Raw genomic sequence first — 24,221 nt, forward strand, 5'->3', positions numbered from 1 at the left:
CCCGGATGGTCACCTGTCAGCTGTCTGTCAGGAAGCTGGGTCCCGCCCCACTGCCGATGCATAGGCTTCGATCAGCGGGCCCATGTCATCCATTCCGGGAAATTCCGGGAAGCTGTGTGGCGCTGACGTTTCTGCCCAGGGCAGTTTGGCGCTGGCAAATGTCTCCAGGAAGGGGGCGTACCAGCTCGTATCGTCACACAAAGTGGCGCGGACATTGACGAGGAAATCCAGTTGCGGCGGACGCGTGAACATCCAGGTCAGGCATTCGGGGCAGAAATGGTGTGGGAGATCCTGTTTCAGGCCACCGAGCACGGTCTCTCCCTGCAAGACTTCGAAGCCATCCGCCGGAACAGCTACGCTCGTCGAGAACGCGCTGGACGACGTTCTCTGACACCCCTTGCAGTGGCACGCTGATGTGAAAATTGGCGGAGCGGAAATCCGGAAGCGGACCGCGCCGCACCGGCAGGCGCCTTCGATTGGCAGTTTCGGGTCTTCCATCGCGCCTTGCTCCCGTCATCATTTGAGACCATCAATTGGCGCAGTATTGCTATTTATTCCTGAGCGCTACAACGGATGAGGGATGCCATGTTGTTGAGAATCGCCATCGCTGCCTGCCTGATTGCGATACCCGCCTCGATGGTGTCTGCGCAGACCGCCAATGTGAAGATTGTCGAAGGCGATCTGCCCGGTGAAGCCGAATTCGAGGCGCTGCAGGTGATCGAGAGCCTTGAAGATGGCGACATCGCATGGCTCGACCTCGACATGCTCCCGCTCGCATGGCCGTCCGTTGCCCAAGAGGACGGCACCTACACAACGCCGCAGACCTGCGAGTTCGGCATGGTGGAAGGTGTCGAGACCGTTTCCGTGCCGACCGGGTCCAACCACCAGCTGATGACGGTCTGGCTCGGCAATCGCGAGCAGCACCCGGCCAATGGGCTGTCCTGCGAGTATGCCCCCATCGTGGGCGGCGAAGCCCCTCAGGATTGGGCGCGGATGCGGTTGACCGGCTGCTATTATGTGCGCGCCGTCTCTGTCCCGACAGCCCGCGAACTCGTCCTCAATCCCCTGCCGCCCTCAGCTTGCGGGCTTCACGATTAGGGCCGGCGCCCTATAACGGGTTCCATCGAATTCGTCCCTGGGGAGAGCCGTCCATGTCCATCCGTACCACCTTCGCCAGCGCAACTGCGCTGACCACCATTCTGCTCGCAGGCGCATGCGCCTCTGCCTTGCCGGCGGGCGCGCCTACGATCGATGCGACCGGGTCACCGACAGCCTTCAATGCGCCGCACCAGGCCGAAGTGACTGCCGAGCAGGAGAGCGTGGAAAGGGTGACCGAGGGCAATCTCGTCATGGAGAACATCCCGCCCATTCCAGAAGCGGTGAAGGAGCGGCTGCGCCAGTATCAGAATGTGCGCACGCATGGCTTCGCCGATTGGTCGGATGACGGGATCCTTGTGGCCACGCGCTTCGGCGAGGTGAGCCAGATCCACAGTGTCACCGGCCCGATGATGGCACGCCGGCAGGTCACCTTCTACAGCGAACCCATCGGCGGGGCGGCGATGAACCCGCTCGGCGGCAGCTTCGCCTTCACCAAGGATACGGGCGGCGACGAGTTCTATCAGGGCTATCTTTTCGACCTCGCGACCGGAGACGTCACGCAGTTCACCGAGCCGGGTACGCGCAATGGCTCTTTCGTGTGGGCTGATAGCGGAGACATGGCGGTCTGGTACCAGGCCAAGGACGGTGACCCCGATTACGACATCATGGCGGGCAACCCGGCCGAGCCCTCAAGCGTGCGGGTTATTCACGAAGGCGAGGGCGCGCTCTTTCCTGTCGATATCTCGGCCGATGGCACGAAGGTTGTCGTGCAACAGTATATCTCGATCCAGAAGAGCAGGATCTTCGTGCTGGACCTGGAGACCGGGGCGTTCACCGAAATCAATCCGGACCAGGATCTCGCCTATAATGGCGCGCTCTTCCTGAATGACGGGGCGCTGCTGACCTCGACGGACAAGGATTCGGAGTTCAAGAACCTCGTCCGGCTCGACCCGGAAACGGGGGCCATGTCCTCCTACACCGACAGTATCTCCTGGGACGTGGAAGGGTTCGACCTTTCGCCAGATGGTGAGACAGTCGTCTTCACTGTCAATGAGGGTGGTCCGGGAACGATCAAGCTTCTCGACCTTGAGACGGGCGCTATCTCGAAGGGACCGCAGATGCCGGCAGGGATCGCGACCGGCGTCAATTTCAACGCCGCAGGCGACCGGGTCGGGTTCAGCTTTGTCGGCGCAACGAGCCCGGCGGACGCCTATTCGTTCGATGTCGAAACGCTTGAGGTGACGCGCTGGACGGAAGCAGAGATTGGCGGGCTCGATACAAGCGAATTTGTCGAGCCGGAATTCTTCGACTACCCCAATGCCGATGGCATGGACATTCCGGCCTTCATCTACCGGCCGCACGGCGAGGGCCCGCACCCGGTCATAGTTTCCATCCATGGCGGGCCGGAATCGCAGTCGCGGCCTTACTTCTCCTCGACCTACCAATACTGGGCAAACGAACTCGGCGCGTCCATCGTCGTCCCGAACGTGCGCGGCTCGGCGGGTTACGGAAAAACCTATGTCAGCCTCGACAACGGCCTTAACCGCAAGAAGTCGGTCGAGGATATCGGTGCGCTGCTCGACTGGATCGGGACACAGCCTGACCTCGATAGCGACCGGGTCCTTGTCTATGGCGGGTCCTATGGCGGCTACATGGTTCTGGCGTCCATGGTCGATTACAATGACCGCATTGCGGGCGGGATCGACATTGTCGGGATTTCCGATTTCCGGACCTTCCTCGAAAATACCAAGGGCTACCGCCGCGACCTTCGCCGCGCAGAGTATGGCGATGAGCGCGATCCGGAAATCGCGGCTTTCTTCGAAGAGATCTCACCCCTGAGGAATGCAGACGCGATCACCAAGCCGCTCTTTATCATCCAGGGCGCCAATGATCCGCGTGTCCCGGCCTCCGAAGCCGAGCAGATCCTGGCCGCGGTGCGCGAAAATGGCGGGGAGGCCTGGTTCCTGCTTGCCATGGATGAAGGCCACGGCTTCAGGAAGAAGTCCAATCGCGACTTCCAGAGCGAGGCGGAGACGCTGTTCCTGAAAAAGGTTCTGGGCGTCGAGTAGGCGCCTAGCTGAGCGGGTCGATGCGGTCCATGCCGGACTGGTTGACCCGCCACCAGCCTGCAAGGCCAAGGCGTTTTTCGTTTGTGACCTCGACGGCATGGGGGATGGCCTCTGACAGCATCAGGACCACGCCGCCCGGCTCCGGAAAGATTCGCGCGGCCGGGGCGTCCGACTCCCCGGCACCTTCGGGCCAGATCGCAAGGGCGCCGCCGCGCGCCTCCTCCCAGTCTTCGTTGAGATAGGCAACGAGCGAAACCACCCGGTTGCGTGCCCCGGCGAAGCTGTCGAGGTGGCGGTCATAAAAGCCGCCGGGCGGATAGACTGCGAAACAGACTTCCATCTCGAACAGGCCGAGCATCAGCTCGCGATTGAGGCTCTTGCGCAGCGCTTCAGTCCACGCCTGGAAGGCGCGCTGGGCTTGGGTCGAGCCATCGAACCAGGTGATGCGGGTCAGGCGAATGTCCCGGTCGACCTGGAATTCGTCTTCCCGGCCGATGCCTGCCAGCGCGAGGTCTGCTGCCGCGTCGCGCGCGATCAGCTCCTCGCGCAGCGCAGCCGTCAGCCCCTCGGGGAGGAGCCCGGGCTGCCAGGTCCAGCCTTTGCTTGCAAGGTCGTCAGCGATGGCGCCGAGGCGGTTGTCGCCCGGCAGGGCACAGATGGCGTTCAGCTCTGTTGGTCCTTCATGAAGCGGGCGAACCGCTCGAACAGGTAGAAGCTGTCCTGCGGGCCGGGGCTCGCCTCCGGGTGGTGCTGGACAGAAATGATCGGCCGGTCCTTTACACGAAGCCCGGAATTGGTGCCATCGAAAAGTGACCGGTGGCTTTCCTCCACGCCTTCGGGCAGGGTCTCGGTGTCGACCGTAAAGCCATGATTCATAGAGACAATCTCGACTTTTCCAGTCTCGAAGTCCTTCACCGGGTGGTTGGCGCCATGATGGCCCTGCGGCATCTTCATGGTCTTTGCGCCAAGCGCCAGCGCCAGCAGCTGGTGACCGAGGCAGATGCCGAGCAGCGGCTTGCCACTGTCGATGAGCTTGCGGATCGTGTCGCCGCACCGCTTGATCGTCGCAGCCGGATCGCCCGGACCATTCGACAGGACGACACCGTCGGGATTGAGCTTCATGATCTCTTCGAACGGCGTATCGCCGCGAACAATCGTGGCGCGGGCGCCGACATTGGCGAGATTGCGCAGGATGTTCTTCTTCACGCCGAAATCGAGGACGACGACATGGAAAGGCGTCTGGTCATTGTCGGTGAAGCCGGCGGTAACGTCCCAGAGGCGTTCGGCATTCTCATAGGCAGCATCCCCGACAACATCGAGGGCGAGGTCGGCCTGCTCTAGGCCTTCCCAGGCGCGGGCGGCCTCGATCAGGGCCTCGATATCAATTCTCCCCTCGGGCGAGTGGGCGACGGCGCATTTCGGCATGCCTTTCTCGCGGATGATCCGAGTGAGGGCGCGTGTATCGACGCCTGAGACGGCCGTGATGTTCTTCTTCACCAGCCAGGCATCGAAATGGTCCTGGGCGCGCCAGTTGGATGGCGGCGTGATCGGCTCACGGAAAACGGCGCCGGTCGCTGCCCTTGCTGCAGGCGCGGAGGATTCTTCGTGGTCTTCCGGGTTCGCGCCGACATTGCCGACATGCGGGAAGGTGAAGAGGACCACCTGCCCGGCATATGACGGATCGGTCAGAATTTCCTGGTAGCCGGTGATGGATGTGTTGAAGCAGAGTTCACCGACGGCGATGCCCGGCGCGCCGGAACCGGTCCCGAGGAAAACCGTTCCATCTGCCAGAGCGATCGCACCCGTCGCTGGAGAGTCCTGTTGATTTTCGGCGGCCATGGGCGTATCTCCTCGCGTCCTGTCGGACGTCATTAGGATTTCGGTCACCAATCGACCTCATCCTCGGGCGCGAGATAGGCGTGCAGTGACCTTTGCGTCAAGCGCTCAGGTCCATGTGAAAAAGTGCCAGGTATGGGACAGACAGACGTTTCTCCAACCAACTCCATTCGCGACCGCCTCGTGGCCGCGCTCAACTCTGCTGAAAGCGATGACCCCCAGGGCGTACGCGCGCGAACGCTTCGCCTTGTGAAGTGCGCCATGCGCGACCGCGATGTCACCGCGCGTACCCAGGGCCAGTGCGAGGGCTGCGAGGATACAGAGGTCCGCAAGCTGCTGGAGACAATGGTCGCCCAGCGCGAGGTCTCGGCCCGCGAGTACGACGAGTCCGGCCGGATCAGCGACGCTGAACGCGAGCGCGAAGAGATTGCCGTGCTTGAGGCCTTCCTGCCGCGTCCGCTTGATGGCGATGCGCTGGAAGATGCTGTCGAACAGGTCGTCGAGGACCTGGAAGCCCGCAAATTGAAGGATATGGGCCGTTGCATGGCGGAGCTTCAGAGCCGCTATCCGGGCCGTATCGATACCGGATCAGCCGGTAAGGCCGTCCGCCGCGCCCTTGGCTAGGGCGCCCGTCCCCATACCGTCAATTCAGGTTTCAAGCTCCGGCAAGACCAGGTAGCCGTAAATGACGTCGGCGATTTCGTCGGCGAAGGCGTCGCCATCCAGAGCCATCACGTAGCCAGCCCCGTCATCCCCAAACAGTGCCTTTTCGACGAGCGCGGTGTTCGCGAGATAGATCATCGTGTCGGCCGCACGTTCGAGGTCACGCTTCGCAATATGGTCCGAGACGAGCTGCAGGAAGGCCAGATTGCCTTTGCGGGCCTCGTGCCATAGCGCTTTCCAGTCATCGCCGATAAGGTGCGGTTTCAGCCGCCCCTGGAGATAGACTGCTCTCAGGATATGCGCCTGTTCCAGGATGAAGCGGTGGGCCGCGCGCATCTGTTGTCTCAGAAGCAACCTCAGATCCATCTTGGCCAGGGTGTCGGCCTCAATGGTGGCATGCGCACTCTGCGTTTGGCTGCGCGCCTGCCAGAGGTCGAAGAGGAGCGGGACGAGCGCCTCCTTGTTCTCGAAGCGCCGGTAGACCGTGCCGACCGCGACGCCAGCCTCAGCGGCAAGCTCAGCGATGCCGATATCGTCGAAATCCTTCTTGCGCAGCAACCTTTCGAGCGCGGCCATGAGCTTGTCACGCGTCTTGCGTGAGCGCGGTTGCGATACCGGGTGAGGGGATGGTCTTCGGGTCTGCTTTGACAAAAGGACTGTTCCGTATTATGTGAAAGTGAATTCACATTCACAATAGGGTGATGCGGTGATCGCGTCAAGCCGGGTGTGGTGACGCGGGGCGAAGGGCCTGGGCCGGTCGCCATGAGATGAAACGGGCGCAGGCAAGGGCGCCGCAAATGGCAAGTGAGGAAAGCTCATGCACGATTTTCTTGAAACGGAACCGGCCCTCGCGCTTGGCCTGGCCAGCGTTCTGGTGATCTGGCTGATCGGCGTCGGCAGCGATGTCTGGCGCCGCACCCGGGGGCGCAAGCCTCAGACGCGCAGCCCCTGGTGGCACTGGGTCGTGACAGTGGTGATGCTCTGGTCGTTGGCGGCGATATCGGTGTGGGCGTGGTCTGCCTCAGGCCGTCCGGTCATCACGCTTGGCTTCGAGCTCGGACAGGGCTGGCAAAACTGGGTCGCCTGGGCGCTCGCCATCGGTTTCCTCGCACCGCAAATCCTGCAGCTGGTCGCGATCAACCGAAGCGACGACATGAAGGCGCAGGTGCGGGCCCTCGTCTTCGAAAGCCGGGACTATGACACCGTCATGCCGCGGCGGCGCGCAGATGTCTGGGGCTACCAGATTGTCGCTGTCACGGCCGGTATTACCGAAGAGATCGTCTTCCGTGCCTTCCTGATCAGCGTGTTTGCGCTGTGGATGCCGGTCTGGCCTGCGGCCGGGCTCGCGCTCGTGCTGTTTCTCACCGCCCATGCCTACCAGGGTGTGAGCGGCATCGTCCGGATCCTGCCGGTAAGCGTCGTCCTGACGCTTTGCTACGTCCTCTCCGGATCGCTCTGGCCGGTGATCGTCCTGCACGTGGCGGTCGACGTGCTGAGCGGCGTGATGGTCTGGCTGGTGCTGCCGCGCGCCGGGATGATCGAATTGCCGGATCGTGCACCAGACGCTCAACCAGTTGGTTGACTTATTCACCGCTTCCGGTTAACGCTAAACCAAATGGTTGAGCAATCTGCCCATCTTGATCAGGCGTTTCACGCGCTGGCCGATGCGACGCGGCGCGGCATCATCGCCGAGCTTGCCAGGGGCGAGCGCACGGTGAGCCGGCTGGCGGAGCCCTATGAGATGTCGCTGGCGGCGGTGTCCAAGCATGTCGGTGTCCTGGTCGGGGCCGGCCTTGTGCATCGCCAGAAGGTCGGCCGCGAGCAGGTCTGCACCCTGCAGCGCGAGCGCCTCGCCGAACTGGAGCAGTGGGTTGCGACCTATGCCCGCTTCTGGAGCGAGCGGCTGGATGTGCTCGAGATGGCCTTGAAACAGGAAGAAACCAAAGGAGATGGGTGATGGCTGAATATGGACGCCTGATTGACGGTACGGTGCTGGAATTCGAGCGGCTGCTACCAGGGCCGATCGAGCGGGTCTGGGAATACTTCGTCAATCCGGATCTGCGTCAAAAATGGTTCTGCGCAGGCAAGACGGATGATCACGCCGGCGGCACACTGACGCTTTCATTTGATCATACGCGCATTTCCAGCGCGCCGCCGCCGAAGAAGTATGCCGACGATCAGGGCGGTGACTTCGATTGCGAGATCCTCGTCTATGAGCCGCCGCACCGGCTCGACTTCAGCTGGCCCTCGGAGCAGGGCAATCCACCAACCGAGGTGTCGGTCCAGCTCAGTGAGCGCGATGGCCAGGTTCACCTGTTGCTGCGCCACACCCGGCTTGAAAGCGCCGAGTTCATCAATGGCGCGTCCGCTGGTTGGCATGCCCATCTCGACCTGCTGGAAGACAACCTTTATGGCCGCAAGGTCACCGATTTCTGGCCGCTCCACACCGCGCTGGAAGATGAGTACGCAAGGCGGCTTGGCTAGCCTGCGGTCCGGTCATCTGTCCACAGGCCCGCACTTGGCTGTGCATCACCGTAATCGGCCCTGTGATGATTCGCGGGCCCGCGTTACACTGACCGATCATGTCGTCCACGATTCGCATCCCTGACGGTTTTGTTGAGGAGCTGAAGGCCCGTATCCGGCCTTCGGACGTGATCGGGCGCAAGGTAAAGCTGAAGAAGCAGGGCAAGGAATGGGTGGGGCTTTCGCCCTTCACCAATGAGAAAAGCCCGAGCTTCTACGTCAATGACCAGAAGCGTATCTTCAAGGACTTCTCCTCCGGCATTGGCGGCGATGTCATCTCCTTCGTCATGGAGACCGAGCGCCTCTCCTTCATGGAAGCTGTCGAGAAGCTCGCCGAGGAGGCGGGCATGCAGCTTCCCAAAGCGACCGCGCAGGACGAGGCGGCGTATGACCGGATGCAGCGCCTGCGTGAATGCTGCGAGGCCGCGTGCACCTTCTTTGAAGACCGGTTGCGCGCGGCTGAAGGCTCAGAGGCCCGTACCTATCTTGAAGGCCGGGGCCTGGGCGCAGCCGCCTGGGCGCGCCACCGGCTTGGCTATGCGCCCGATGACTGGCGCACCACGATCGAGCATCTGAAGTCCAGAAGCTTCGGCATGCAGGAGATCCTGGATGCGGGGCTCGCGGTCCAGAAGGAAGGCGGCGGCGAGCCATATGACCGGTTCCGCGGCCGGGTCATCTTCCCGATCACGGATGCGCGCGGCCAGGTCATCGCTTTCGGCGGCCGGGGGCTGCAGCCCGATGCCAAGCCGAAATACCTCAACTCCAACGATACCGACCTCTTCCACAAGGGCCGCGTCCTGTACCGCTACAAGGCCGCTCGCGAGGCGTTTGGCGACACCGATGAAGGCGGCCTGATCGTCTGCGAAGGCTATATGGATGCCATTGCGCTGGCCGAGGCGGGCTTCGGACATGCCGTTGCCCCGCTCGGCACGGCGCTGACCGAGGAGCAGCTTAGCCTGCTCTGGCGCGCGGGACCGGAACCGGTGCTCTGCTTCGACGGCGATGCGGCGGGCCTGCGCGCCGCCTATCGCAGCATCGAACGGGCGCTGCCGCACCTGCAGCCGGGCCGGTCGCTTTTCTTCTGCCTCCTGTCGGGCGGCATGGACCCGGACGACCTCATCCGTCAGTCGGGCCCTGAAGCAATGCGCACGGCGCTGGAGCACTCCCTGCCGCTGGTCGAAGTGCTGTGGCGGCGTGAGCGCGACGCTGAGGCGATCGACACGCCGGAACGCCAGGCCGGGCTTGAAACACGGCTGATGTCCGCAGCTGCGATGATTCAGAACGGCTCGGTCCGGGCCGCCTATGAGCGCGATCTCAAATCCCGGATGCGCGACTATCTCTGGCAGCGGCGGCAGGCGAAACGCGCGGCCAGCGGGTCCGGTCAGCGCGGCGAGGCGGCGCAAAAGGGCGCGCCGCAGACCAGCACGCCACCGATGACGCGCGGTCTCGGCCTGCTTGTGCGGGCGGTTGAAAGCCCCCATCTGATCGACATCGCTTTAGAGACACTCAGCATGGCAACTTTCCCGGACCCGGATGTGGCGGCGATCCGCGATGTGCTTATTTCCTTGCCTGAAGCTGACAAGGGTGTTGACCGCGGCACAATCCGTGACCATTTAGTATCGCGAGGTAACACGCGCGCTGCAGACTTGCTCGAAACTTATCCCGAAATTCCTGAAATTGCCCCGGATGGCCCAGAGGAACGGGAATGGCTGATCGCCCTGGAGCAATATGTGGCAAGGGAAGAGTCCGGACCCTATGGTCTGGCGGGTGCTGGTGATGAGGTGACGTCGTCGCCTGAAAGCTGGCGCCGGCTGCATCATGAGGTGTCGGAACGAAAAGCCCGTGCGGCGCGTCTCAACGAGGCAGCAGAACAGGTGGATCGCGACTGATCCACTGGTATTTCAGAACGAGTTGTTGCAGAGAGCGGGCTGCGGCGACAGGCGGGAGAACTACATGGCGAAAGCCCAGAAGAGTGAACACGAAGACGGCGAACTGGAAACAGAAGACCGTCCGGTTCTCGATCTGAACGATTCCAAGGTCAAGAAATTCATCAAGCAGGCAAAGGCGAAGGGCTATGTCACCCATGACGAGCTCAACAACGTCCTGCCGTCTGATGAACTGACGTCCGACCAGATCGAAGATACCATGTCGGCCCTGTCCGAGATGGGTATCCAGGTCGTCGAGAACGAGGACGAGGTCGACAATGCGTCCGGGTCCAAGTCGACGGCCGTGACCAAGACCGGCTCCGGCGCGGTCGCCAAGAAGGGCAATGCGCGCGGCACCGACCGGACCGATGATCCGGTGCGGATGTACCTGCGCGAGATGGGCGCCGTCGAACTGCTGTCGCGTGAGGGCGAGATCGCCATCGCCAAGCGGATCGAGGCTGGCCGGGACGCGATGATCCGCGGTCTCTGCGAGAGCCCGCTGACCTTCGAGGCCATGATGGTCTGGCGCGACGAGCTCATGAATGAGCGAATCCTGCTGCGCGACCTGATCGATCTTGAGACGACTTACGGTGCGGAAAACCCGACGCCGGAACCCGAAGAGAAGACCGAAGAGCAGAAGGAAGCCGAGGCCCGCGAACGCGAGAACGAGACGACCGAAGAGCGTCTGGCCCGCGAGGAACGCGAGGACGAGGAAGAAGGCGCCGCCATGTCCATGTCGGCCATGGAAGCAGAGCTCCGTGACGGCGTGCTCGGCAAGCTGGACGAAATCGCCATCGCCTTCAGCCAGTATCGCAAGCTGCAGGAAAAGCTGGTCGAACGCCGCCTTGAAGGCAAGGCGCTGACCGACAAGCAGCAACAGGAATACGAAGCGCTCTCGCAATCCATCGTCGACAATCTCAAGACGATGCACATCAACAATGCCCGGATCGAGGCGCTTGTCGAGCAGCTCTACGCCATCAACAAGAAGCTTATGGGCCTTGAGGGCAAGCTGATGCGGCTGGCCGATGCGCATGGCGTGCCGCGCAAGGAATTCCTCGACCTCTATTTCGGCAACGAGCTCAACCCGAACTGGCGCGAAACGGCGCTGGAGACGGCAAAGTCCACCAAGAAGTGGGAAAAGTTCTTCGATGCCGAGGATGAGCAGGTCGCCGAAATCCGCGAAGAAATTTCCGCCGTCGCGCAGGAAATCGGCGTGCCGATCGACGACTACCGCCTGATCGTCCAGCGCGTCCAGAAAGGCGAACGCGAGGCACGTGTCGCCAAGAAGGAAATGGTCGAGGCGAACCTGCGCCTCGTCATCTCGATCGCAAAGAAATACACCAATCGCGGCCTGCAATTCCTGGATCTCATCCAGGAGGGCAATATCGGCCTGATGAAGGCGGTCGACAAATTCGAGTACCGCCGCGGCTACAAGTTCTCGACCTATGCAACCTGGTGGATCCGCCAGGCCATCACCCGGTCGATTGCCGACCAGGCCCGCACGATCCGGATTCCGGTGCACATGATCGAGACGATCAACAAGATCGTCCGCTCCCAGCGCCAGATGCTGCACGAGATCGGCCGCGAGCCGACCCCGGAGGAGCTGGCCGAGAAGCTTGGCCTGCCGCTGGAGAAGATCCGCAAGGTGCTGAAGATCGCCAAGGAGCCGATCTCGCTCGAAACGCCGATTGGCGACGACGAGGATTCAAACCTCGGCGACTTCATCGAGGACAAGATGGCGCTGCTGCCTGTCGACAGCGCGATCCAGTCCAACCTGCGCGAAACGACGACCCGCGTGCTCGCCTCGCTCACCCCGCGTGAGGAACGTGTCCTGCGCATGCGCTTCGGCATCGGCATGAACACCGACCACACGCTGGAAGAAGTCGGCCAGCAATTCTCGGTGACCCGCGAACGCATCCGCCAGATCGAAGCCAAGGCCCTGCGCAAGCTCAAGCACCCGAGCCGGTCGCGGAAGCTCAGGAGTTTCCTGGATACGTAAGTTCTAAAAGGCGGCCTCCGGGCCGCCTTTTTCTTGAATCGACCAGCCCCGTCGCGGCGCGCCATCCGGATTGATACTGATAGCACTCTAGAAGCGCCGGCGGTTGAATCGCGTCTCCATGGGCGGTATCAGCCGCGCCTTGTGCCTCGAACCGAAAGGCTTGTGCCCATGCGTGTGAAGATCGATGCCAGCCTGGACTACGCCCTCCCGGGGGCAGCCGATGTATTGCTCGCCATCGAGGCGCTGGCCGGTGATGACCAGACGATTGTCGCCGAACGGCTCGACGTTTTTGGCCCAGCTACCCTCAGCCCCGTGGAAGGCTGGGACGAACTCGGCCGACGGCGCTGGATGAATGCCGGCGGGCAGATCCGTGTCGAGTATGAGGCAACGGTGGATGTGTCGCGCCCTTCGGTCCAGCTGACGGGCATGCAGGTGCCGCCGCGCCGGCGGCTGCCGGCAGAGGTCATCCCGTTCCTGTTTCCTAGCCGCTTTTGCGAGTCCGACCGGCTTGAAACCTTTGTCATGACACGGTTCGGCCAACTCACAGGCGGGGACCAGGTGCTCGCCATGGTCGACTGGATCCTTGCCAATTTCGCCTATGTGCCGGGCGCCAGCACGCCGGAGACGACGGCAACGGACAGCTTCCTGAAGCGGCAGGGTGTCTGCCGTGATTATGCGCATGTGCTGATCAGCTTCGCGCGTGCCGCCGGCATTCCGGCCCGCATGGTCTCGGCCTATGCGCCTGGGCTCCAGCCGCCGGATTTCCATGCCGTTGCCGAAGTCTGGCTCGACGGGGCGTGGCGGCTGGTCGATCCGGCCCGGATGTCGAATGAAAACGAACTGGTGCGCATCTGTTCGGGCCGCGACGCGACCGATATCAGCTTCATGACCATTTTCGGCATGGCCGACATGCTTAGCCAGAGCGTCGCCGTGTCCGTCCTGGCACCTGGTTCCTACAGCTAGGCCGCGTGGACGTTCGGCGCCCGCGCCACAAATGTCGCTTGTCAGGCGAGTCGATTTATGGTCCGTATCGTTTTCCGATAAAAACGAGTCCGGGGCTGATCCATGAAAAACACGCTTTCCACCATCCTTCGCGGCGGCGCCTGCGCTGCGGCCATTCTCGCCATGTCCAGCTGTGCCGCGGTGTCCGTCGCCGAGCCGGCGACGGGGGCGACGGCTGCGCCAGAAGCGGAAAGTCAGGCGCCCGCCGGCGCCGTCGTCTGGGACCTGACAGACCTATATGAGACGCCAGCCGCCTGGGAAGCGGCCTATGCCAACGCGCAAACCGCCATCGCGGCGCTGGACGAAAACAAGGGCACGCTTGGGCAAAGCGCCGAGCAGATGGCAGCCGTCTACCGTCAGACCTCCGATACCGCGAAGGAGGTTGTCCGCCTTTATACCTATGCATCGCTCAGCCATGATGAGGACCAGCGCGATGCCGGCGCGCAGGAGCGCTTCGGCAAGGCGCGACAGCTCTATCAGGCGCTGGGCGAGGCAACGAGCTGGATGAGCCCGGAAGTCCTCAGTATCGGCGAGGAGAAGGTGATGGCCTTCCTCGACGCTGAGCCGGCGCTTGCCGATTTCCGCTTCGGTATCGAGGACACGCTGCGCCAGGCGCCGCATACACTGGATGCGCAGGGCGAAGCCCTGATGGCGCAGGCCGGCCTTGCATTGTCGCAACCGAACCAGATCTATTCGCTGTTTGCCAATGCCTCGATCCCGTGGCCGAGCGTGACCCTGTCCGACGGAACCGAAGCGCGGCTCAACCAGGCCGGCTATTCGCGCTGGCGCGGTACGGCTAATCGCGAGGACCGCAAGACGGTCTTCGATACGTTCTGGGGCGCCTGGGGCCAGTATGAGAATGGCATGGGCGCAACGCTGAACGCGCAGGTCCAGTCTGCCATCTTCCGGGCGCGGGCGCGCAATTTCGACAGCGTCCTCCAGCGCAACATGTTCGATGATGCGCTGCCGCCGGAAATCTACACCCAGCTGGTGACGCAGGTGAATGACGCGCTTCCGGTGTTCCATCGTTATCTGGAACTGCGCGGCCGGATGCTCGGCATCGATGATCTTCGCTATTACGACATCTATCCGCCGATCATCGAGGCAGACACGGGCGTCTTCGATATCGAGCGTTCCAAGGCGATCACGCTTGAGGCGCTGAAGCCGTTTGGCGATGAGTATATCGAGCTGCTGGAAGAGGGGCTGGGCGAGGACTGGATGCACTCCCACCCGCAGGAGGGCAAGGAGTCCGGGGCATACATGTCCGGCTCTGCCTATGACGTGCACCCTTACCTGCTGCTGAACCACAATGACGACTATAACTCCCTGTCGACCTTCGCTCACGAATGGGGCCATGCGGTCCACACAATGCTCGCAAAGTCCGAGCAGCCCTTCGACACGGCGGGCTATTCGACCTTCATCGCCGAGATGGCATCGACCATCAATGAGATCCTGCTCGAAGAGTACATGATCGCCAACGCGAAGACGAAGGAAGAGAAGCTCTACTATCTCGGCTATGCGCTGGAGAGCCTGCGCGGTACTTTCTACCGCCAGACCATGTTCGGCGAGTTTGAACTTGCCATCCATGAAGCGGCCGAGCGCGGCGAGCCGCTGACCGGTGCGAAGCTGACCGAGATCTATGCCGGCCTGCTGCGCAAATATCATGGCGAAGAGCAGGGCGTGATGACGATCGATGATCCGTACACGATCGAGTGGGCCTACATCCCGCACTTCTACTATGAATTCTATGTCTACCAGTATGCGACATCCGTCTCCGGCGCGGCCTGGTTCTCAGAGCAGTTTCTGGCCGGTGACGATGAGGTGCGCGAGAACTTCATCAATGTCCTGAAGGCGGGCGGCTCGGCCCATCCACATGACATCCTGCTGAATGAAGCCGGCCTCGACATGACCCAGCCCGACGCCTACGAGGCCGTCGTGCGGCGCATGAACGACATCATGGACCGGATGGAAGCGCTGCTCGACGAGGAGTAGTGGCGTCCCTCGAATGAAGAAACGCCCGCAGGACCAATGTCTTGCGGGCGTCTTTGTATCCAGTGTGGGCGAGTGCGCCTAGCTCGAAGCCTTCAGGGCCTGGTCGAGGTCGGCGATCAGGTCATCGGCGCCCTCGATGCCGATGGACAGGCGTACCACGTCCGGCGCGGCGCCGGCGGCGATCTGCTGCTCCTCGGTGAGCTGGCGGTGGGTGGTCGAGGCCGAGTGGATGACCAGCGAACGCGCGTCGCCGAGATTGGCCACATGGCTGAACAGTTTCAGGCTGTCGACAAACTTCACGCAGGACTCATAGCCGCCCTTCAGCTGCACGGTGAACAGGGCGCCGGCGCCCTTCGGGCAGATCCGCTTCGCCCGGGCCTTGTAAGGCGAGGAGTCGAGGCCGGGATAGGTCACGCTGGCAACGGCGTCGTGGCCTTCCAGCCAGGCGGCGATCTTCTCGGCATTGGCGACGTGCTTCTGCATCCGCAGCGACAGGGTCTCGATGCTCATCAGCGTATAGTGGGCCGCCTGCGGATTGAGCGTCATGCCGAGATCACGCAGGCCGACCGCGATGCCGTGGAACATGAAGGCGGCGGGGCCAAAGGTCTCGTGGAATTTCAGGCCATGATAGGCCGGCTCGGGTTGCGACAGGGACGGGAACTTGTCAGACGCCGACCAGTCGAACTTGCCGGAATCCACGATCGCCCCGCCGGTGACCGTCCCGTTTCCGGTCAGGTATTTCGTCATCGAGTGGACGACCAGCGTCGCGCCATGCTCGATCGGGCGGCAGAGATAGGGCGTCGCCGTCGTATTGTCGACGATGAGCGGGATACCGGCTGCGTCAGCGATGGGCGCGATGGCGTCGAGGTCGGTGACATAGCCGCCGGGATTGGCAATCGTCTCGCAGAAGATGGCGCGCGTATCGTCATCAATCGCCGCCTTCACCGCGTCGAGATCATCGAAATCGACGAACTTCGCGGACCATCCAAAGCGTTTGAAGGTCTGGCTGAACTGGGTGATCGTGCCGCCATAGAGCCGGGTCGATGCGACGATGTTCCGGCCCGGCGCCATCAGCGGGAAGAGCGCCATGATCTGGGCGGCATGTCCCGATGAGCAGCAGACAGCGCCCGCCCCGCCTTCAAGGGCGGCCATACGGTTCTGCAGCGCGCCGACTGTGGGATTGGTCAGCCGGGAATAGATGTAGCCAACCTCCTGCAGTCCGAAGAGCCGGGCGGCATGGTCGGCATCCTTAAAGACATAGGCTGTGGTCTGGTAGATCGGCACCTGACGCGCGCCGGTGGCCGGATCGGGCTCGGCGCCGGCGTGGACCTGGATGGTCTCGAATTCCTGCTCTGGCGTATCGGACATGATGAAGCTCCCTTCCTGTATGGCGCCAGCGGTATCAGGGGCTGGCGCTTGATCGTCTGTCGGCGCTTTGTGAGCCGGGCAGGGCCGAAAGTACAATGTTTTTTGGGCAACGAACCAGCGTGAGGTCGCGCTGACCCAATCGTTCTGAAGATGGTTAAACCCTAGAAGCTGCTGCCGCCGCCAATATGTCCGTCGCCAAATTCGCTGGGTGGTTTCCAGACGAGCGCGCCCCCGACCAGAAGGAAAATACCGCCCATGATCAGGCCGAGATATTTTCTTGCGAATTCCGTAAAGCCCCCGGTCAGCTCGGCCTCGCAGTCCTCGCCTGTCGGACAGGGTCGCACGAGAACGTCCACGGTCTTGCCCCGTTCGAACGCCGATCTCGAGGCTCTTGTCTTTGCCGTGAACCGCCGTACATCGCCCTCAAGCGTCTCGTACTGGATGACCGGGGCAAACTTGTTGCGGTCCTCGTAGAAGTAGTATTCCGGGCGTTCGTGGCCGACGACGATGCCGATCACGCGCTCCGATGATCGTTCGATAGACAGGAAGCGCGATCGCTCCTTCATGGCCACCGTCGTGATGAAGAGCCCCGCACCGACCAGCACCACGCCCACGATCCTGAATACAAACCTGGCAAACATGTCCTCGTGTCCCCTCTAACCGGTCTTCGATCGGCTCTGCCTAGTATGATTCTTCCATGCTCGGTCCGTCAGCCTGACGCGCTATCCAGGGTCGGCCCGCTGCAATGCCTAGGCGCGTTGGCGGATCCTGTAGACGCAGCGCCGCGCTCCAGCGAGTAAGTGATCTTCGCGCGTCACCTCCGTGTCCGGGCCGAGTGCTTGCTGGAAGACGTCGAGCTCGTTCGCGCAAAGCCGCTGACAGGCGGTCGCGGCCGAGCAGATCGGGCAGTGGTTCTCGATCAGCAGCCAGTCCTCGCCATCCTCGGCGGCGGCGGCCATGTAGCCCTCGGCGCTTCGCAGTTCGGCAAGCCGTTTGACGCGCGCTGCCGTATCCGCCAGCGGGCCAAGCGCCTCCTTGTAGGCTGTCAGCTGGGTGTCGCTGTGGCGGTCTATGACTCGGGCAAGGCCCTCCTCACCGAACATCTCGCGGATCGAACCGATCATTTCCAGCGCAAGGCCCTGGTGGGCATCAGGAAATATACGCGCGGCGGCTGACGTGAGGGACCAGATCTTGGTTGGCCGGCCGCGGCCCGTCGGCTTGGCCGTCTCTTCGACCAGGCCCTCCTCGGCCAGCTCATAGAGATGAAGGCGCACCGCCATTGGCGTCAGGCCGAGCGTATCGGCGAGGTCAGCAGCCGATTGAGGACCGCCACGTTTCAGCAGGTCCAGGACCGTATTGCGGGTTGCGGTCAGCGCGGGCTGGGAAGACGTCTGGGTCATGATTCTTTTTTAAAAGTGATTGCTTTCAAAAACAAGTCACATTAATTAAAGGAAAGTCTTTATTTAATGGAGGGATAAATGATCCGTCTTGAGCATGCCAATCTCGTCGTCACCGACATGAAGCCCACACTGGAATTCCTGAAAGCTGCTTTCCCGCACTGGCGCGTCCGGGGTGGCGGCAAGGGGACCTGGTCAGGCAAGCCGCGCGAGTGGCTGCACTTCGGTGACGACGAGACCTACATCGCCCTGTCCGACAATGGTGAGGGCGAGCCGCGCGACCTGAAAGGACACCAGCCCGGTCTTGCCCACCTCGCTTTCGAAGTGCCAAGCCTTGGCCCGCTGAAAGAGCGCCTCGCCGCGGCAGGCTTCGAAATCACCAATCCCGGAAGCCCGACCGAGCATCGCTCGAATGTGTACTATATCGACGGCAACAACATCGAGTTCGAGTTCGTCGAATACTATTCGGACAACCCGGCAGAGAAGAACCGCTATGACTGAGGCGGTGTCCGGCCATGCCGCGGGGCGGGCTGACATGCCGCCCCAACCGGCCTATCAATGGTCGCGCATGATCGATCGTCTGACCGTTTCAACGCAGGGGCCCGGCCTCTATGAGTTCACCCGCCAGGCCCGCCGCTTCGTCTCCGAAGCCGGTGTGTCGGAAGGGCTGCTTACGGTTTTCGTTCGTCACACATCCTGTTCGCTGATCGTCCAGGAGAATGCCGACCCCGATGTCCAGGCTGACCTGCAGGCCTTCTTCAGCCGCCTGGTTCCGCCCGCCAGTGATCCGTCCATGTCGTGGATCCGGCACGATACGGAAGGGCCCGACGACATGCCGGCCCACATCAAGGCCGCGCTGACCCAGACCTCGATCGGTATCCCGGTCAGTGGCGGCGAGATGCTGCTGGGGACATGGCAGGGGCTTTACCTGTTCGAGCATCGAGACCGGCCGCATCAGCGCCAGGTCGTGCTTCACCTGGGCGGCTGATGACCGGCCGCCACAATGTCAGCATCGCCCGCATGGCGTTGGGCATGCTGACGGAATCGTTCGCGCGCCGCGGCCGGTGCACCCTGGCGCTTGTGCGGCTTGCAAAACAGGCAGCCGGCGCGGGTCGATTTCGGTCCCTTGCGTTTGTGATGCGCCATCGCGCCCTCCACGGAGTTTTTGGATGAGACTGAACCAGGTAACCGTGCCGTGCGTCGATTATGAGGCGAGCGTGGCGTTCTACAAGACACTCGGCCTGAAGCAGATCGTCGACAGCCCGCCGCGCTATGCCCGTTTCGAATGTCCCGAAAGCGATGGCGGCGGCGAGCCGGCAACTTTCTCCCTGCATCACGTTGAAGGCTGGACGGGGTGCGATCACCCGGTCGTCTATTTCGAGTGTGCGGATGTCGATGCCACCGTCCAAAACCTGGCAAGGCAGGGGATCGATTGCACATCCCCGCCTCGGGACCAATCCTGGCAGTGGCGCGAAGCGTATCTGCGTGATCCGGCCGGCAACCTGATCTGCCTCTACCATGCCGGAGAGATCCGCCGCTTCCCGCCCTGGCGCATCGACGGATGAACAGCGTACCGGCAGGTCTTGCGCCTTTGCCGAACGCGGCGTGGTTTTTCCTCTTCCTGCTGGCGGCCAGCTTGGCGTGACAGATGTCTCCATGGTACGCAGGATTTCGCCGAGAGGGCGAAATTCCGAAAGAATGCTTGGCGGGGGATAAGCGAACACGATGAAATCGATCAGGTGTGGGGCAATGGCCCTGCTGGCAGGTTCTGTCATTCTTCCGGGGGCGCTCGCGCAGACCGACAATTGCACGGCCCTGCGTACGCAGACCGATACGCTGGTTCAAAGCTATGCCGCCACGGCGGCGGGTCTGGCCTCAAGACTGGAGGCTTATGACGCCGCATCCCAAGCGCTTGCCGGCGTTTATGATGGCCAGTCGACGCGGATTGAACTTTACGAGGCCATTGCCGCCGGAACGCTGGAAGGCAGCCCGTCGGACATTCTCGGGGCAGAAGATGGCCGGCTGGACGACGCCGCCATGCGAGAGTCCGCGGCAGCGCTGATTGCGGCCATCGAAGGCGTCAACGTCCATCTCGACACGCTGGCCGTCCAGAAACCGGCCATGGAGGCGGCGCTCGGCATTCTGCAGGACCAATGCGCCGAAGCGGAGGTCGCGCCGGCTTCCCCCGCCGCAGTGACAGCGGCAGCAGCGCCTGCCGGAAACAATCCGGCCGCCGGACCGATCCCCATCGTGTTCACGAACTTCTGGAAGCACGAGGCCAGCGGCCGGATTTATGAGGGCCGCGGCCAGGATTTCTATCGCGACGACAAGCTGGCGGTGAAATTGTCCTGCGATGGCTTTGGCACCGTGCGAGAGCAGCCCGGCAAGCTTTGCGAGGGCGAGTGGTTCGACCAGTCCGGCAAGCGGGGCGGCGATTTCCGGGCGGTCCATATCGTCAATGCTGACACGAAGCTGCCCATGCTGCAGGGCGAGCTGACGACGCCGTCCAACCCGGATAGCTGGGCGCCCTGGGACTTCTATGAAATGACCCGGGAGCAAGCCGAAGCGGCGGGGCTGGTCGATGTCGCACCCTGACGGGGGAATGATGGTAGCGCTCCCGTTGCCCGTCTTCGCGAAACTGCCCTTTTCGCTACAGGCTGCCTGTGCTTTATGGCCCGGGTGTTGCAGTGCGTCATTGGCCTTTACGTCGTGTCAGTGACTAGCCATATATACGACGGAACAAGCACCTAACCCCGCTGGAATGGAGGCGTTGCCGATGCTGCTCAATATGTTGAAAGCCAAGCTGCACTCTGGAACGGTGACGCAGTGCGACCTTCACTATGAAGGCTCTGTGTCCATCGACCAGGCCTTGCTTGATGCTTCGGGCATCCTTCCCAATGAGCGTGTCGATATCTGGAACGTCACCAATGGTGCCCGCATCCAGACCTATGCGATTGAAGCGCCGCGCGGCTCGCGCACGATTGGCGTGAATGGCGCAGCCGCCCGCCACTTCTCGGTCGGTGACAAGGTGATCATCGCTGCGTTCGCTTCGATCGAAGCCGACAAGGCCCGCCAGCATGCGCCAACAGTCGTGCTGCTCGACGACGAAAACGAGATGAAAGCGCCAAGCGCGGCCTACTAGGCCGTTTTGGATCCGTCCTTCAGCGAGTCTCTAATACTCGCCCGGCTCGTCGAACTCACCGGCGCCATCGCCTTCATATTCATATTCGTAGATCGTCTCTGTCGTCTCTGCCGAGGTGTCGATCCCGTTCAGCTCGGCCCAGCGCTGCATGGCGACGCAGGTCGACGGTTTCAGGAGCAGCTCGCTGGCTGCGGCGCTGAACTGGTCGCTCGTGGCCGCGGCCCAGACACCAGCGGAGCTGTCGGCGGCGTTGAAGCCGAGTTCCGACAGGCCGCGCTCGATCCGCGTACAAAGCAGGCGGGCAAGGTCCGGCTCGGGAAAGTCGTTCAGGCTGGAAATCCGGTCGAACAGGTCCAGGCGGGAGAAGATATAATCATAGACCGTCAGCTCCTCGCCGATCTTGAAGGCGAGGATGTCCGCACCAACAACGCCGCGATAATCAGGCCATTCTTCATAGCCTTCCGGGTCGGGCTGGGTGGCGCTGGTAAAGACCGAGACGATCGGCGCGTCGAGATAGATCGCCCAGCCGCCCAGCATTTCCCGGTTGGATGTGTCGCGAATGTCTTTCGGGTCCGGCATGGCGGCATAGACCACCAGGATCGGCCGATCGGACCAGGATTTTATCGCCATCGTGCTCACCGTCTGCTCGGTGATCGATCGGCCGAACAGGGTTGAGACCGAATTGTCGAGGAAATTCGAGGCTTCCATCATCGACGGCGCCGAGAAATAGGTGACCAGCGATGAGGCCGGCGCCAGCAGGCTCGCCGCATTGGTCAGCGAAGCCATGACATTGGCCGACGCGCCGGAGCTTTCACGCTCGTCCGACAGTTGCATGCGCAGCTTGGCGGTCAGCGTCGTGTTCGAGGAAATCTTGAAGTAGGGCGTGGCATAGAGCGCCAGGCTCTGGTCTGTCGACCAGCTTTCGCCCTGTTCGCGATTGGAGGAAAACGAGGCTGAGAACAGCGCTTCGGTGGCCTTCACATCAGGCTTCTTGATCTCGAACTCGGCCAGCAGGGCGCGAGAGACTTCCTTTGAGCCCATCATGCGCGACAGCCAGCCGCGGCTTTCTTCCTTGTAGTTCCGCTGCGCAGGTGCCTCGGTATATTTGCCGGACGCGGTGCCCTCGATGTCGCGGGCTTGCGGATCGAGCGTGACGATCCGGATGCGCGTATAGAGATCTTCCAGCGGGATGCCCCAATTGGAATTTGCGGCGTCCTCATCGATCGCGATGTCGATGTAAGGCAGGAAGTCCTTGGTGACCTTGGAGCCAGACGCACCATAGCCTGCGGCCGGCGCGGGCAGGTCGGACGGGTCGAAATCGTCTGGTGTGGATCGCGGGCGCGAGGGGACGGGCGAGGGCGGCGCACCGGGATACGGGTACTCGCTGTAATATGGTTCGGGCTCGGCCTTGGTCTCTCCGCTTGTCGGCGTGGCTGGTTCGGTCTGTGTGGCGCAGGCTGCGAGTACCAGCAGCGATGCGGTCAATGCATATTTCATCCCAATGTCCCCTTCCGGTTCTCCACTCCCCGGAATGTGACATTAGTGAAAGGATGCGCCGCTGGCGACCCCTCAAAAGGTCGCCAGCAACATTTCGACCGCAGGTGTCGGCCCTACTTGCGCAGTTCGAAAGTCACATTGACATCAACGGTGTAGCCCACTTCGCCCCCGGATATCTTGGTCGAGCTGTCGGCCTCGGCACGCATCGACATCATCGGCACGGGGCCGCCATAGTCACCGCCGCTTTCGGAGATGGTGACGATGCGCGCGACCCGGTAGCCGGTCGCATCGGCATAGAGCTGGGCGCGTTGCAGGGCCTTCTTCACCGCTTCACGGCGCGCCTCGTCGCGGGCTTCGGACGGGTCTTCCAGACCAAAATTGAGGCCGGAGATCGTATTGCCGCCTTCGGCGACGATCGTGTCCATGGTGGTGCCAAGCGTATCAAGGTCACGCACCTTGACCGTGACCTGGTTGCTGGCGGTATAGCCGGTCACCTTGGGCGGGCTGCCGTCGCGGTTGGAATAATCATAGCGCGGCTGCAGCGAGAGGTTGGAGGTCTGCATGTCGCGTTCGGCAATGCCGGCTTCACTGAGTGCGGCATAGACGCGGTTCATGCGTTCGGCATTCTGCGACATGGCGGCGGAGGCGGTATCGGCTTCAGTCTGCACGCCAAGGGTGATCGTCGCCATGTCCGGCGCGCGGGTGACCTCGCCGCTGGCCGAGAGGGAGAGCGTGGTTTCCGGCTGGATGGAATTGGCGTGACTGGACGGGATCGGGGCCTCACCCGGCACGGCCGGTCCGGCAGGCGCCGTCTGCGCGAGGCTCGTGCCGCATGCGACGAGCGCGCCGGCTGCGGCCAGCGCAAGGATCGGGCGGGCGGTGATGATCTGTTTCATATATGCTGTTTCCTCTCTTCTGGGGACTTGCAGTCTCGATTCAATTGCGCCATTGCGGCACGAACGTGACAAGGACATGATACCTGTACGATATTTCGATTGGGGCCTGTAGCTCAGTTGGTTAGAGCGGACCGCTCATAACGGTCTGGTCGGGGGTTCAAGTCCCTCCGGGCCCACCATTCGCTGCCGGTCGAGCTTCAACTCGAGGAATCGATCCGGTGGATCGATTCTAGGCACGCGAATGGCGCGGCAGCGTCTTCAGTCGACCCTCGCTTCGCTCGTCACATGGATCGGGCTCAGGGCTGCATCGGCCGCCCTGCTACTCGCGCCCCATTTCCTTGCAATCATACATGGCCCAGCTCTGCACCCGGTCGTCATCGATCGTCGAGATCGTCGCGACCAGCGCCACACGGTTGGCGCCGTAGGTGATCTTCTGGGGATAGTCGTGGTCCGGATTTTCGAATGTAATCGACAGGCCGGTGCGTTCCGTCTCGACAAACTCGGTCGGGGCAGCGCCGCGTGGCGAGGCGATATAGACTGCGCTGCCGGAGCGGTTCTCGATGCGCAGATCCTCGAAGAAGGTCACCTTGCCATTTTCGTCGCGATTGACGGCATAGCCGAATTTCAGCCCGCCCAGATCCTCCGACCAGACTTCGCGCTGGTCATAGCGCTCATGCGTCCAGCAGCCGGTCATCCAGTCGAGCGGGCTGGCATTGGTCTGCAGGTCCAGACCGGTTTCCTGTGCGTGGGCGCCAGCGATGCCAAGGGTCAGCGAGGCAGCGAGCAGGGCAGTGAGTCTTGTCATGTCGGATCT

25 protein-coding genes and 1 tRNA gene are annotated in these 24,221 nt (G+C 62.4%); 16 read left to right on the plus strand and 10 right to left on the minus strand.

Annotation, left to right across the window (positions count from 1 at the left end; genetic code table 11):
- Positions 1 to 27 precede the first annotated feature (27 nt).
- Positions 28 to 498: a GFA family protein gene (locus D1223_RS03045; protein ID WP_119374921.1), complete on the minus strand. Its 471-nt coding sequence runs from the start codon at positions 496 to 498 to the stop codon at positions 28 to 30.
- 87 nt (positions 499 to 585) lie between these two features.
- Between D1223_RS03045 and D1223_RS03050 the strand changes: the two genes are divergently transcribed.
- On the plus strand, positions 586 to 1,098 hold the full coding sequence (locus D1223_RS03050) for a hypothetical protein (protein WP_119374922.1): 513 nt from the start codon (positions 586 to 588) through the stop codon (positions 1,096 to 1,098).
- A 53-nt stretch (positions 1,099 to 1,151) separates the two neighbouring features.
- The gene (locus D1223_RS03055; RefSeq protein ID WP_119374923.1) at positions 1,152 to 3,167 is read left to right on the plus strand and encodes a S9 family peptidase; all 2,016 of its coding nucleotides are present in this window, start codon (positions 1,152 to 1,154) and stop codon (positions 3,165 to 3,167) included.
- A gap of 4 nt (positions 3,168 to 3,171) precedes the next feature.
- Here D1223_RS03055 and D1223_RS03060 read toward each other — a convergent pair whose 3' ends face one another.
- Together D1223_RS03060 and carA are read right to left on the minus strand one after the other, a co-directional pair.
- The gene (locus D1223_RS03060) at positions 3,172 to 3,525 is read right to left on the minus strand and encodes a 2OG-Fe(II) oxygenase (RefSeq protein ID WP_119374924.1); all 354 of its coding nucleotides are present in this window, start codon (positions 3,523 to 3,525) and stop codon (positions 3,172 to 3,174) included.
- 305 nt (positions 3,526 to 3,830) lie between these two features.
- Complete coding sequence (gene carA, locus D1223_RS03070) at positions 3,831 to 5,006, minus strand: glutamine-hydrolyzing carbamoyl-phosphate synthase small subunit (RefSeq protein ID WP_119374926.1); 1,176 nt, start codon at positions 5,004 to 5,006, stop codon at positions 3,831 to 3,833.
- A 132-nt stretch (positions 5,007 to 5,138) separates the two neighbouring features.
- Between carA and D1223_RS03075 the strand changes: the two genes are divergently transcribed.
- Complete coding sequence (locus tag D1223_RS03075; RefSeq protein ID WP_119374927.1) at positions 5,139 to 5,627, plus strand: GatB/YqeY domain-containing protein; 489 nt, start codon at positions 5,139 to 5,141, stop codon at positions 5,625 to 5,627.
- Between the two features lie 24 nt (positions 5,628 to 5,651).
- Here D1223_RS03075 and D1223_RS03080 read toward each other — a convergent pair whose 3' ends face one another.
- On the minus strand, positions 5,652 to 6,242 hold the full coding sequence (locus D1223_RS03080; RefSeq protein ID WP_119374928.1) for a TetR/AcrR family transcriptional regulator: 591 nt from the start codon (positions 6,240 to 6,242) through the stop codon (positions 5,652 to 5,654).
- A gap of 241 nt (positions 6,243 to 6,483) precedes the next feature.
- Between D1223_RS03080 and D1223_RS03085 the strand changes: the two genes are divergently transcribed.
- From D1223_RS03085 to pepF, 7 genes are all read left to right on the plus strand, one after another.
- Positions 6,484 to 7,248, plus strand: coding sequence for a CPBP family intramembrane glutamic endopeptidase (locus D1223_RS03085; protein WP_119374929.1), 765 nt, complete (start codon positions 6,484 to 6,486; stop codon positions 7,246 to 7,248).
- Between the two features lie 33 nt (positions 7,249 to 7,281).
- Entirely contained in the window at positions 7,282 to 7,623 is a 342-nt protein-coding gene (locus D1223_RS03090; protein ID WP_119374930.1) for an ArsR/SmtB family transcription factor, read from the plus strand.
- Entirely contained in the window at positions 7,623 to 8,150 is a 528-nt protein-coding gene (locus D1223_RS03095) for an SRPBCC family protein (protein WP_119374931.1), read from the plus strand. Before D1223_RS03090 ends, D1223_RS03095 begins: the two co-directional genes overlap by 1 nt.
- A 98-nt stretch (positions 8,151 to 8,248) precedes the next feature.
- Positions 8,249 to 10,078 carry a DNA primase gene (gene dnaG, locus D1223_RS03100; RefSeq protein WP_119374932.1) on the plus strand — a complete coding sequence of 610 codons (1,830 nt, stop codon included), beginning with the start codon at positions 8,249 to 8,251 and terminating at the stop codon, positions 10,076 to 10,078.
- 64 nt (positions 10,079 to 10,142) lie between these two features.
- The gene (rpoD, locus tag D1223_RS03105; RefSeq protein WP_119374933.1) at positions 10,143 to 12,113 is read left to right on the plus strand and encodes an RNA polymerase sigma factor RpoD; all 1,971 of its coding nucleotides are present in this window, start codon (positions 10,143 to 10,145) and stop codon (positions 12,111 to 12,113) included.
- 168 nt (positions 12,114 to 12,281) lie between these two features.
- Positions 12,282 to 13,076, plus strand: coding sequence for a transglutaminase-like domain-containing protein (locus D1223_RS03110; RefSeq protein WP_119374934.1), 795 nt, complete (start codon positions 12,282 to 12,284; stop codon positions 13,074 to 13,076).
- 102 nt (positions 13,077 to 13,178) lie between these two features.
- Positions 13,179 to 15,107: an oligoendopeptidase F gene (pepF, locus tag D1223_RS03115; protein ID WP_119374935.1), complete on the plus strand. Its 1,929-nt coding sequence runs from the start codon at positions 13,179 to 13,181 to the stop codon at positions 15,105 to 15,107.
- 78 nt (positions 15,108 to 15,185) lie between these two features.
- Here pepF and D1223_RS03120 read toward each other — a convergent pair whose 3' ends face one another.
- The 3 genes from D1223_RS03120 to D1223_RS03130 all read right to left on the minus strand — a co-directional run bounded on the left by D1223_RS03120 (position 15,186) and on the right by D1223_RS03130 (position 17,875).
- Positions 15,186 to 16,475, minus strand: coding sequence for an O-acetylhomoserine aminocarboxypropyltransferase/cysteine synthase family protein (locus D1223_RS03120; RefSeq protein WP_119374936.1), 1,290 nt, complete (start codon positions 16,473 to 16,475; stop codon positions 15,186 to 15,188).
- A 161-nt stretch (positions 16,476 to 16,636) separates the two neighbouring features.
- A complete protein-coding gene (locus D1223_RS03125; RefSeq protein WP_119374937.1) occupies positions 16,637 to 17,116 on the minus strand; it encodes a DUF3592 domain-containing protein in 480 nt (159 codons plus the stop codon).
- A 108-nt stretch (positions 17,117 to 17,224) separates the two neighbouring features.
- On the minus strand, positions 17,225 to 17,875 hold the full coding sequence (locus tag D1223_RS03130) for a helix-turn-helix transcriptional regulator (protein WP_119374938.1): 651 nt from the start codon (positions 17,873 to 17,875) through the stop codon (positions 17,225 to 17,227).
- A 78-nt stretch (positions 17,876 to 17,953) separates the two neighbouring features.
- Here D1223_RS03130 and D1223_RS03135 point away from each other — a divergent pair, with 78 nt between their 5' ends.
- The 5 genes from D1223_RS03135 (at position 17,954) to panD (ending at position 21,014) form a co-directional block, all read left to right on the plus strand.
- Positions 17,954 to 18,373 carry a VOC family protein gene (locus D1223_RS03135; protein ID WP_119374939.1) on the plus strand — a complete coding sequence of 140 codons (420 nt, stop codon included), beginning with the start codon at positions 17,954 to 17,956 and terminating at the stop codon, positions 18,371 to 18,373.
- Between the two features lie 67 nt (positions 18,374 to 18,440).
- The gene (locus D1223_RS03140; protein WP_119375260.1) at positions 18,441 to 18,860 is read left to right on the plus strand and encodes a secondary thiamine-phosphate synthase enzyme YjbQ; all 420 of its coding nucleotides are present in this window, start codon (positions 18,441 to 18,443) and stop codon (positions 18,858 to 18,860) included.
- Positions 18,861 to 19,041: 181 nt separating this feature from the next.
- A complete protein-coding gene (locus D1223_RS03145; protein ID WP_119374940.1) occupies positions 19,042 to 19,437 on the plus strand; it encodes a VOC family protein in 396 nt (131 codons plus the stop codon).
- 184 nt (positions 19,438 to 19,621) lie between these two features.
- Positions 19,622 to 20,467 carry a hypothetical protein gene (locus D1223_RS03150; protein ID WP_119374941.1) on the plus strand — a complete coding sequence of 282 codons (846 nt, stop codon included), beginning with the start codon at positions 19,622 to 19,624 and terminating at the stop codon, positions 20,465 to 20,467.
- Between the two features lie 181 nt (positions 20,468 to 20,648).
- Complete coding sequence (panD, locus tag D1223_RS03155) at positions 20,649 to 21,014, plus strand: aspartate 1-decarboxylase (protein WP_119375261.1); 366 nt, start codon at positions 20,649 to 20,651, stop codon at positions 21,012 to 21,014.
- 30 nt (positions 21,015 to 21,044) lie between these two features.
- Here the strand turns inward: panD and D1223_RS03160 are convergent, their stop codons facing one another.
- Both D1223_RS03160 and D1223_RS03165 read right to left on the minus strand, forming a co-directional pair.
- Complete coding sequence (locus D1223_RS03160) at positions 21,045 to 22,511, minus strand: hypothetical protein (RefSeq protein WP_119374942.1); 1,467 nt, start codon at positions 22,509 to 22,511, stop codon at positions 21,045 to 21,047.
- 113 nt (positions 22,512 to 22,624) lie between these two features.
- Positions 22,625 to 23,407, minus strand: a complete 783-nt coding sequence (locus tag D1223_RS03165; RefSeq protein WP_119374943.1) for an SIMPL domain-containing protein — start codon at positions 23,405 to 23,407, stop codon at positions 22,625 to 22,627.
- Positions 23,408 to 23,509: 102 nt separating this feature from the next.
- Here D1223_RS03165 and D1223_RS03170 point away from each other — a divergent pair.
- Positions 23,510 to 23,586 (plus strand) — tRNA-Ile (locus tag D1223_RS03170).
- Between the two features lie 140 nt (positions 23,587 to 23,726).
- Here the strand turns inward: D1223_RS03170 and D1223_RS03175 are convergent.
- On the minus strand, positions 23,727 to 24,212 hold the full coding sequence (locus D1223_RS03175; RefSeq protein ID WP_119374944.1) for a DUF6265 family protein: 486 nt from the start codon (positions 24,210 to 24,212) through the stop codon (positions 23,727 to 23,729).
- Positions 24,213 to 24,221: the final 9 nt, after the last annotated feature.

This window comes from Henriciella mobilis (assembly GCF_003576285.1).
Taxonomy (GTDB): domain Bacteria; phylum Pseudomonadota; class Alphaproteobacteria; order Caulobacterales; family Hyphomonadaceae; genus Henriciella; species Henriciella mobilis.

Coding starts and splice junctions, on each gene's coding strand:
- D1223_RS03045 (WP_119374921.1), bottom strand. CDS start 498: ATGGAAGACCCGAAACTGCCAATCGAAGGCGCCTGCCGGTGCGGCGCG.
- D1223_RS03050 (WP_119374922.1), top strand. CDS start 586: ATGTTGTTGAGAATCGCCATCGCTGCCTGCCTGATTGCGATACCCGCC.
- D1223_RS03055 (WP_119374923.1), top strand. CDS start 1,152: ATGTCCATCCGTACCACCTTCGCCAGCGCAACTGCGCTGACCACCATT.
- D1223_RS03060 (WP_119374924.1), bottom strand. CDS start 3,525: ATGCTCGGCCTGTTCGAGATGGAAGTCTGTTTCGCAGTCTATCCGCCC.
- carA (WP_119374926.1), bottom strand. CDS start 5,006: ATGGCCGCCGAAAATCAACAGGACTCTCCAGCGACGGGTGCGATCGCT.
- D1223_RS03075 (WP_119374927.1), top strand. CDS start 5,139: ATGGGACAGACAGACGTTTCTCCAACCAACTCCATTCGCGACCGCCTC.
- D1223_RS03080 (WP_119374928.1), bottom strand. CDS start 6,242: ATGGCCGCGCTCGAAAGGTTGCTGCGCAAGAAGGATTTCGACGATATC.
- D1223_RS03085 (WP_119374929.1), top strand. CDS start 6,484: ATGCACGATTTTCTTGAAACGGAACCGGCCCTCGCGCTTGGCCTGGCC.
- D1223_RS03090 (WP_119374930.1), top strand. CDS start 7,282: ATGGTTGAGCAATCTGCCCATCTTGATCAGGCGTTTCACGCGCTGGCC.
- D1223_RS03095 (WP_119374931.1), top strand. CDS start 7,623: ATGGCTGAATATGGACGCCTGATTGACGGTACGGTGCTGGAATTCGAG.
- dnaG (WP_119374932.1), top strand. CDS start 8,249: ATGTCGTCCACGATTCGCATCCCTGACGGTTTTGTTGAGGAGCTGAAG.
- rpoD (WP_119374933.1), top strand. CDS start 10,143: ATGGCGAAAGCCCAGAAGAGTGAACACGAAGACGGCGAACTGGAAACA.
- D1223_RS03110 (WP_119374934.1), top strand. CDS start 12,282: ATGCGTGTGAAGATCGATGCCAGCCTGGACTACGCCCTCCCGGGGGCA.
- pepF (WP_119374935.1), top strand. CDS start 13,179: ATGAAAAACACGCTTTCCACCATCCTTCGCGGCGGCGCCTGCGCTGCG.
- D1223_RS03120 (WP_119374936.1), bottom strand. CDS start 16,475: ATGTCCGATACGCCAGAGCAGGAATTCGAGACCATCCAGGTCCACGCC.
- D1223_RS03125 (WP_119374937.1), bottom strand. CDS start 17,116: ATGTTTGCCAGGTTTGTATTCAGGATCGTGGGCGTGGTGCTGGTCGGT.
- D1223_RS03130 (WP_119374938.1), bottom strand. CDS start 17,875: ATGACCCAGACGTCTTCCCAGCCCGCGCTGACCGCAACCCGCAATACG.
- D1223_RS03135 (WP_119374939.1), top strand. CDS start 17,954: ATGATCCGTCTTGAGCATGCCAATCTCGTCGTCACCGACATGAAGCCC.
- D1223_RS03140 (WP_119375260.1), top strand. CDS start 18,441: ATGATCGATCGTCTGACCGTTTCAACGCAGGGGCCCGGCCTCTATGAG.
- D1223_RS03145 (WP_119374940.1), top strand. CDS start 19,042: ATGAGACTGAACCAGGTAACCGTGCCGTGCGTCGATTATGAGGCGAGC.
- D1223_RS03150 (WP_119374941.1), top strand. CDS start 19,622: ATGGCCCTGCTGGCAGGTTCTGTCATTCTTCCGGGGGCGCTCGCGCAG.
- panD (WP_119375261.1), top strand. CDS start 20,649: ATGCTGCTCAATATGTTGAAAGCCAAGCTGCACTCTGGAACGGTGACG.
- D1223_RS03160 (WP_119374942.1), bottom strand. CDS start 22,511: ATGAAATATGCATTGACCGCATCGCTGCTGGTACTCGCAGCCTGCGCC.
- D1223_RS03165 (WP_119374943.1), bottom strand. CDS start 23,407: ATGAAACAGATCATCACCGCCCGCCCGATCCTTGCGCTGGCCGCAGCC.
- D1223_RS03175 (WP_119374944.1), bottom strand. CDS start 24,212: ATGACAAGACTCACTGCCCTGCTCGCTGCCTCGCTGACCCTTGGCATC.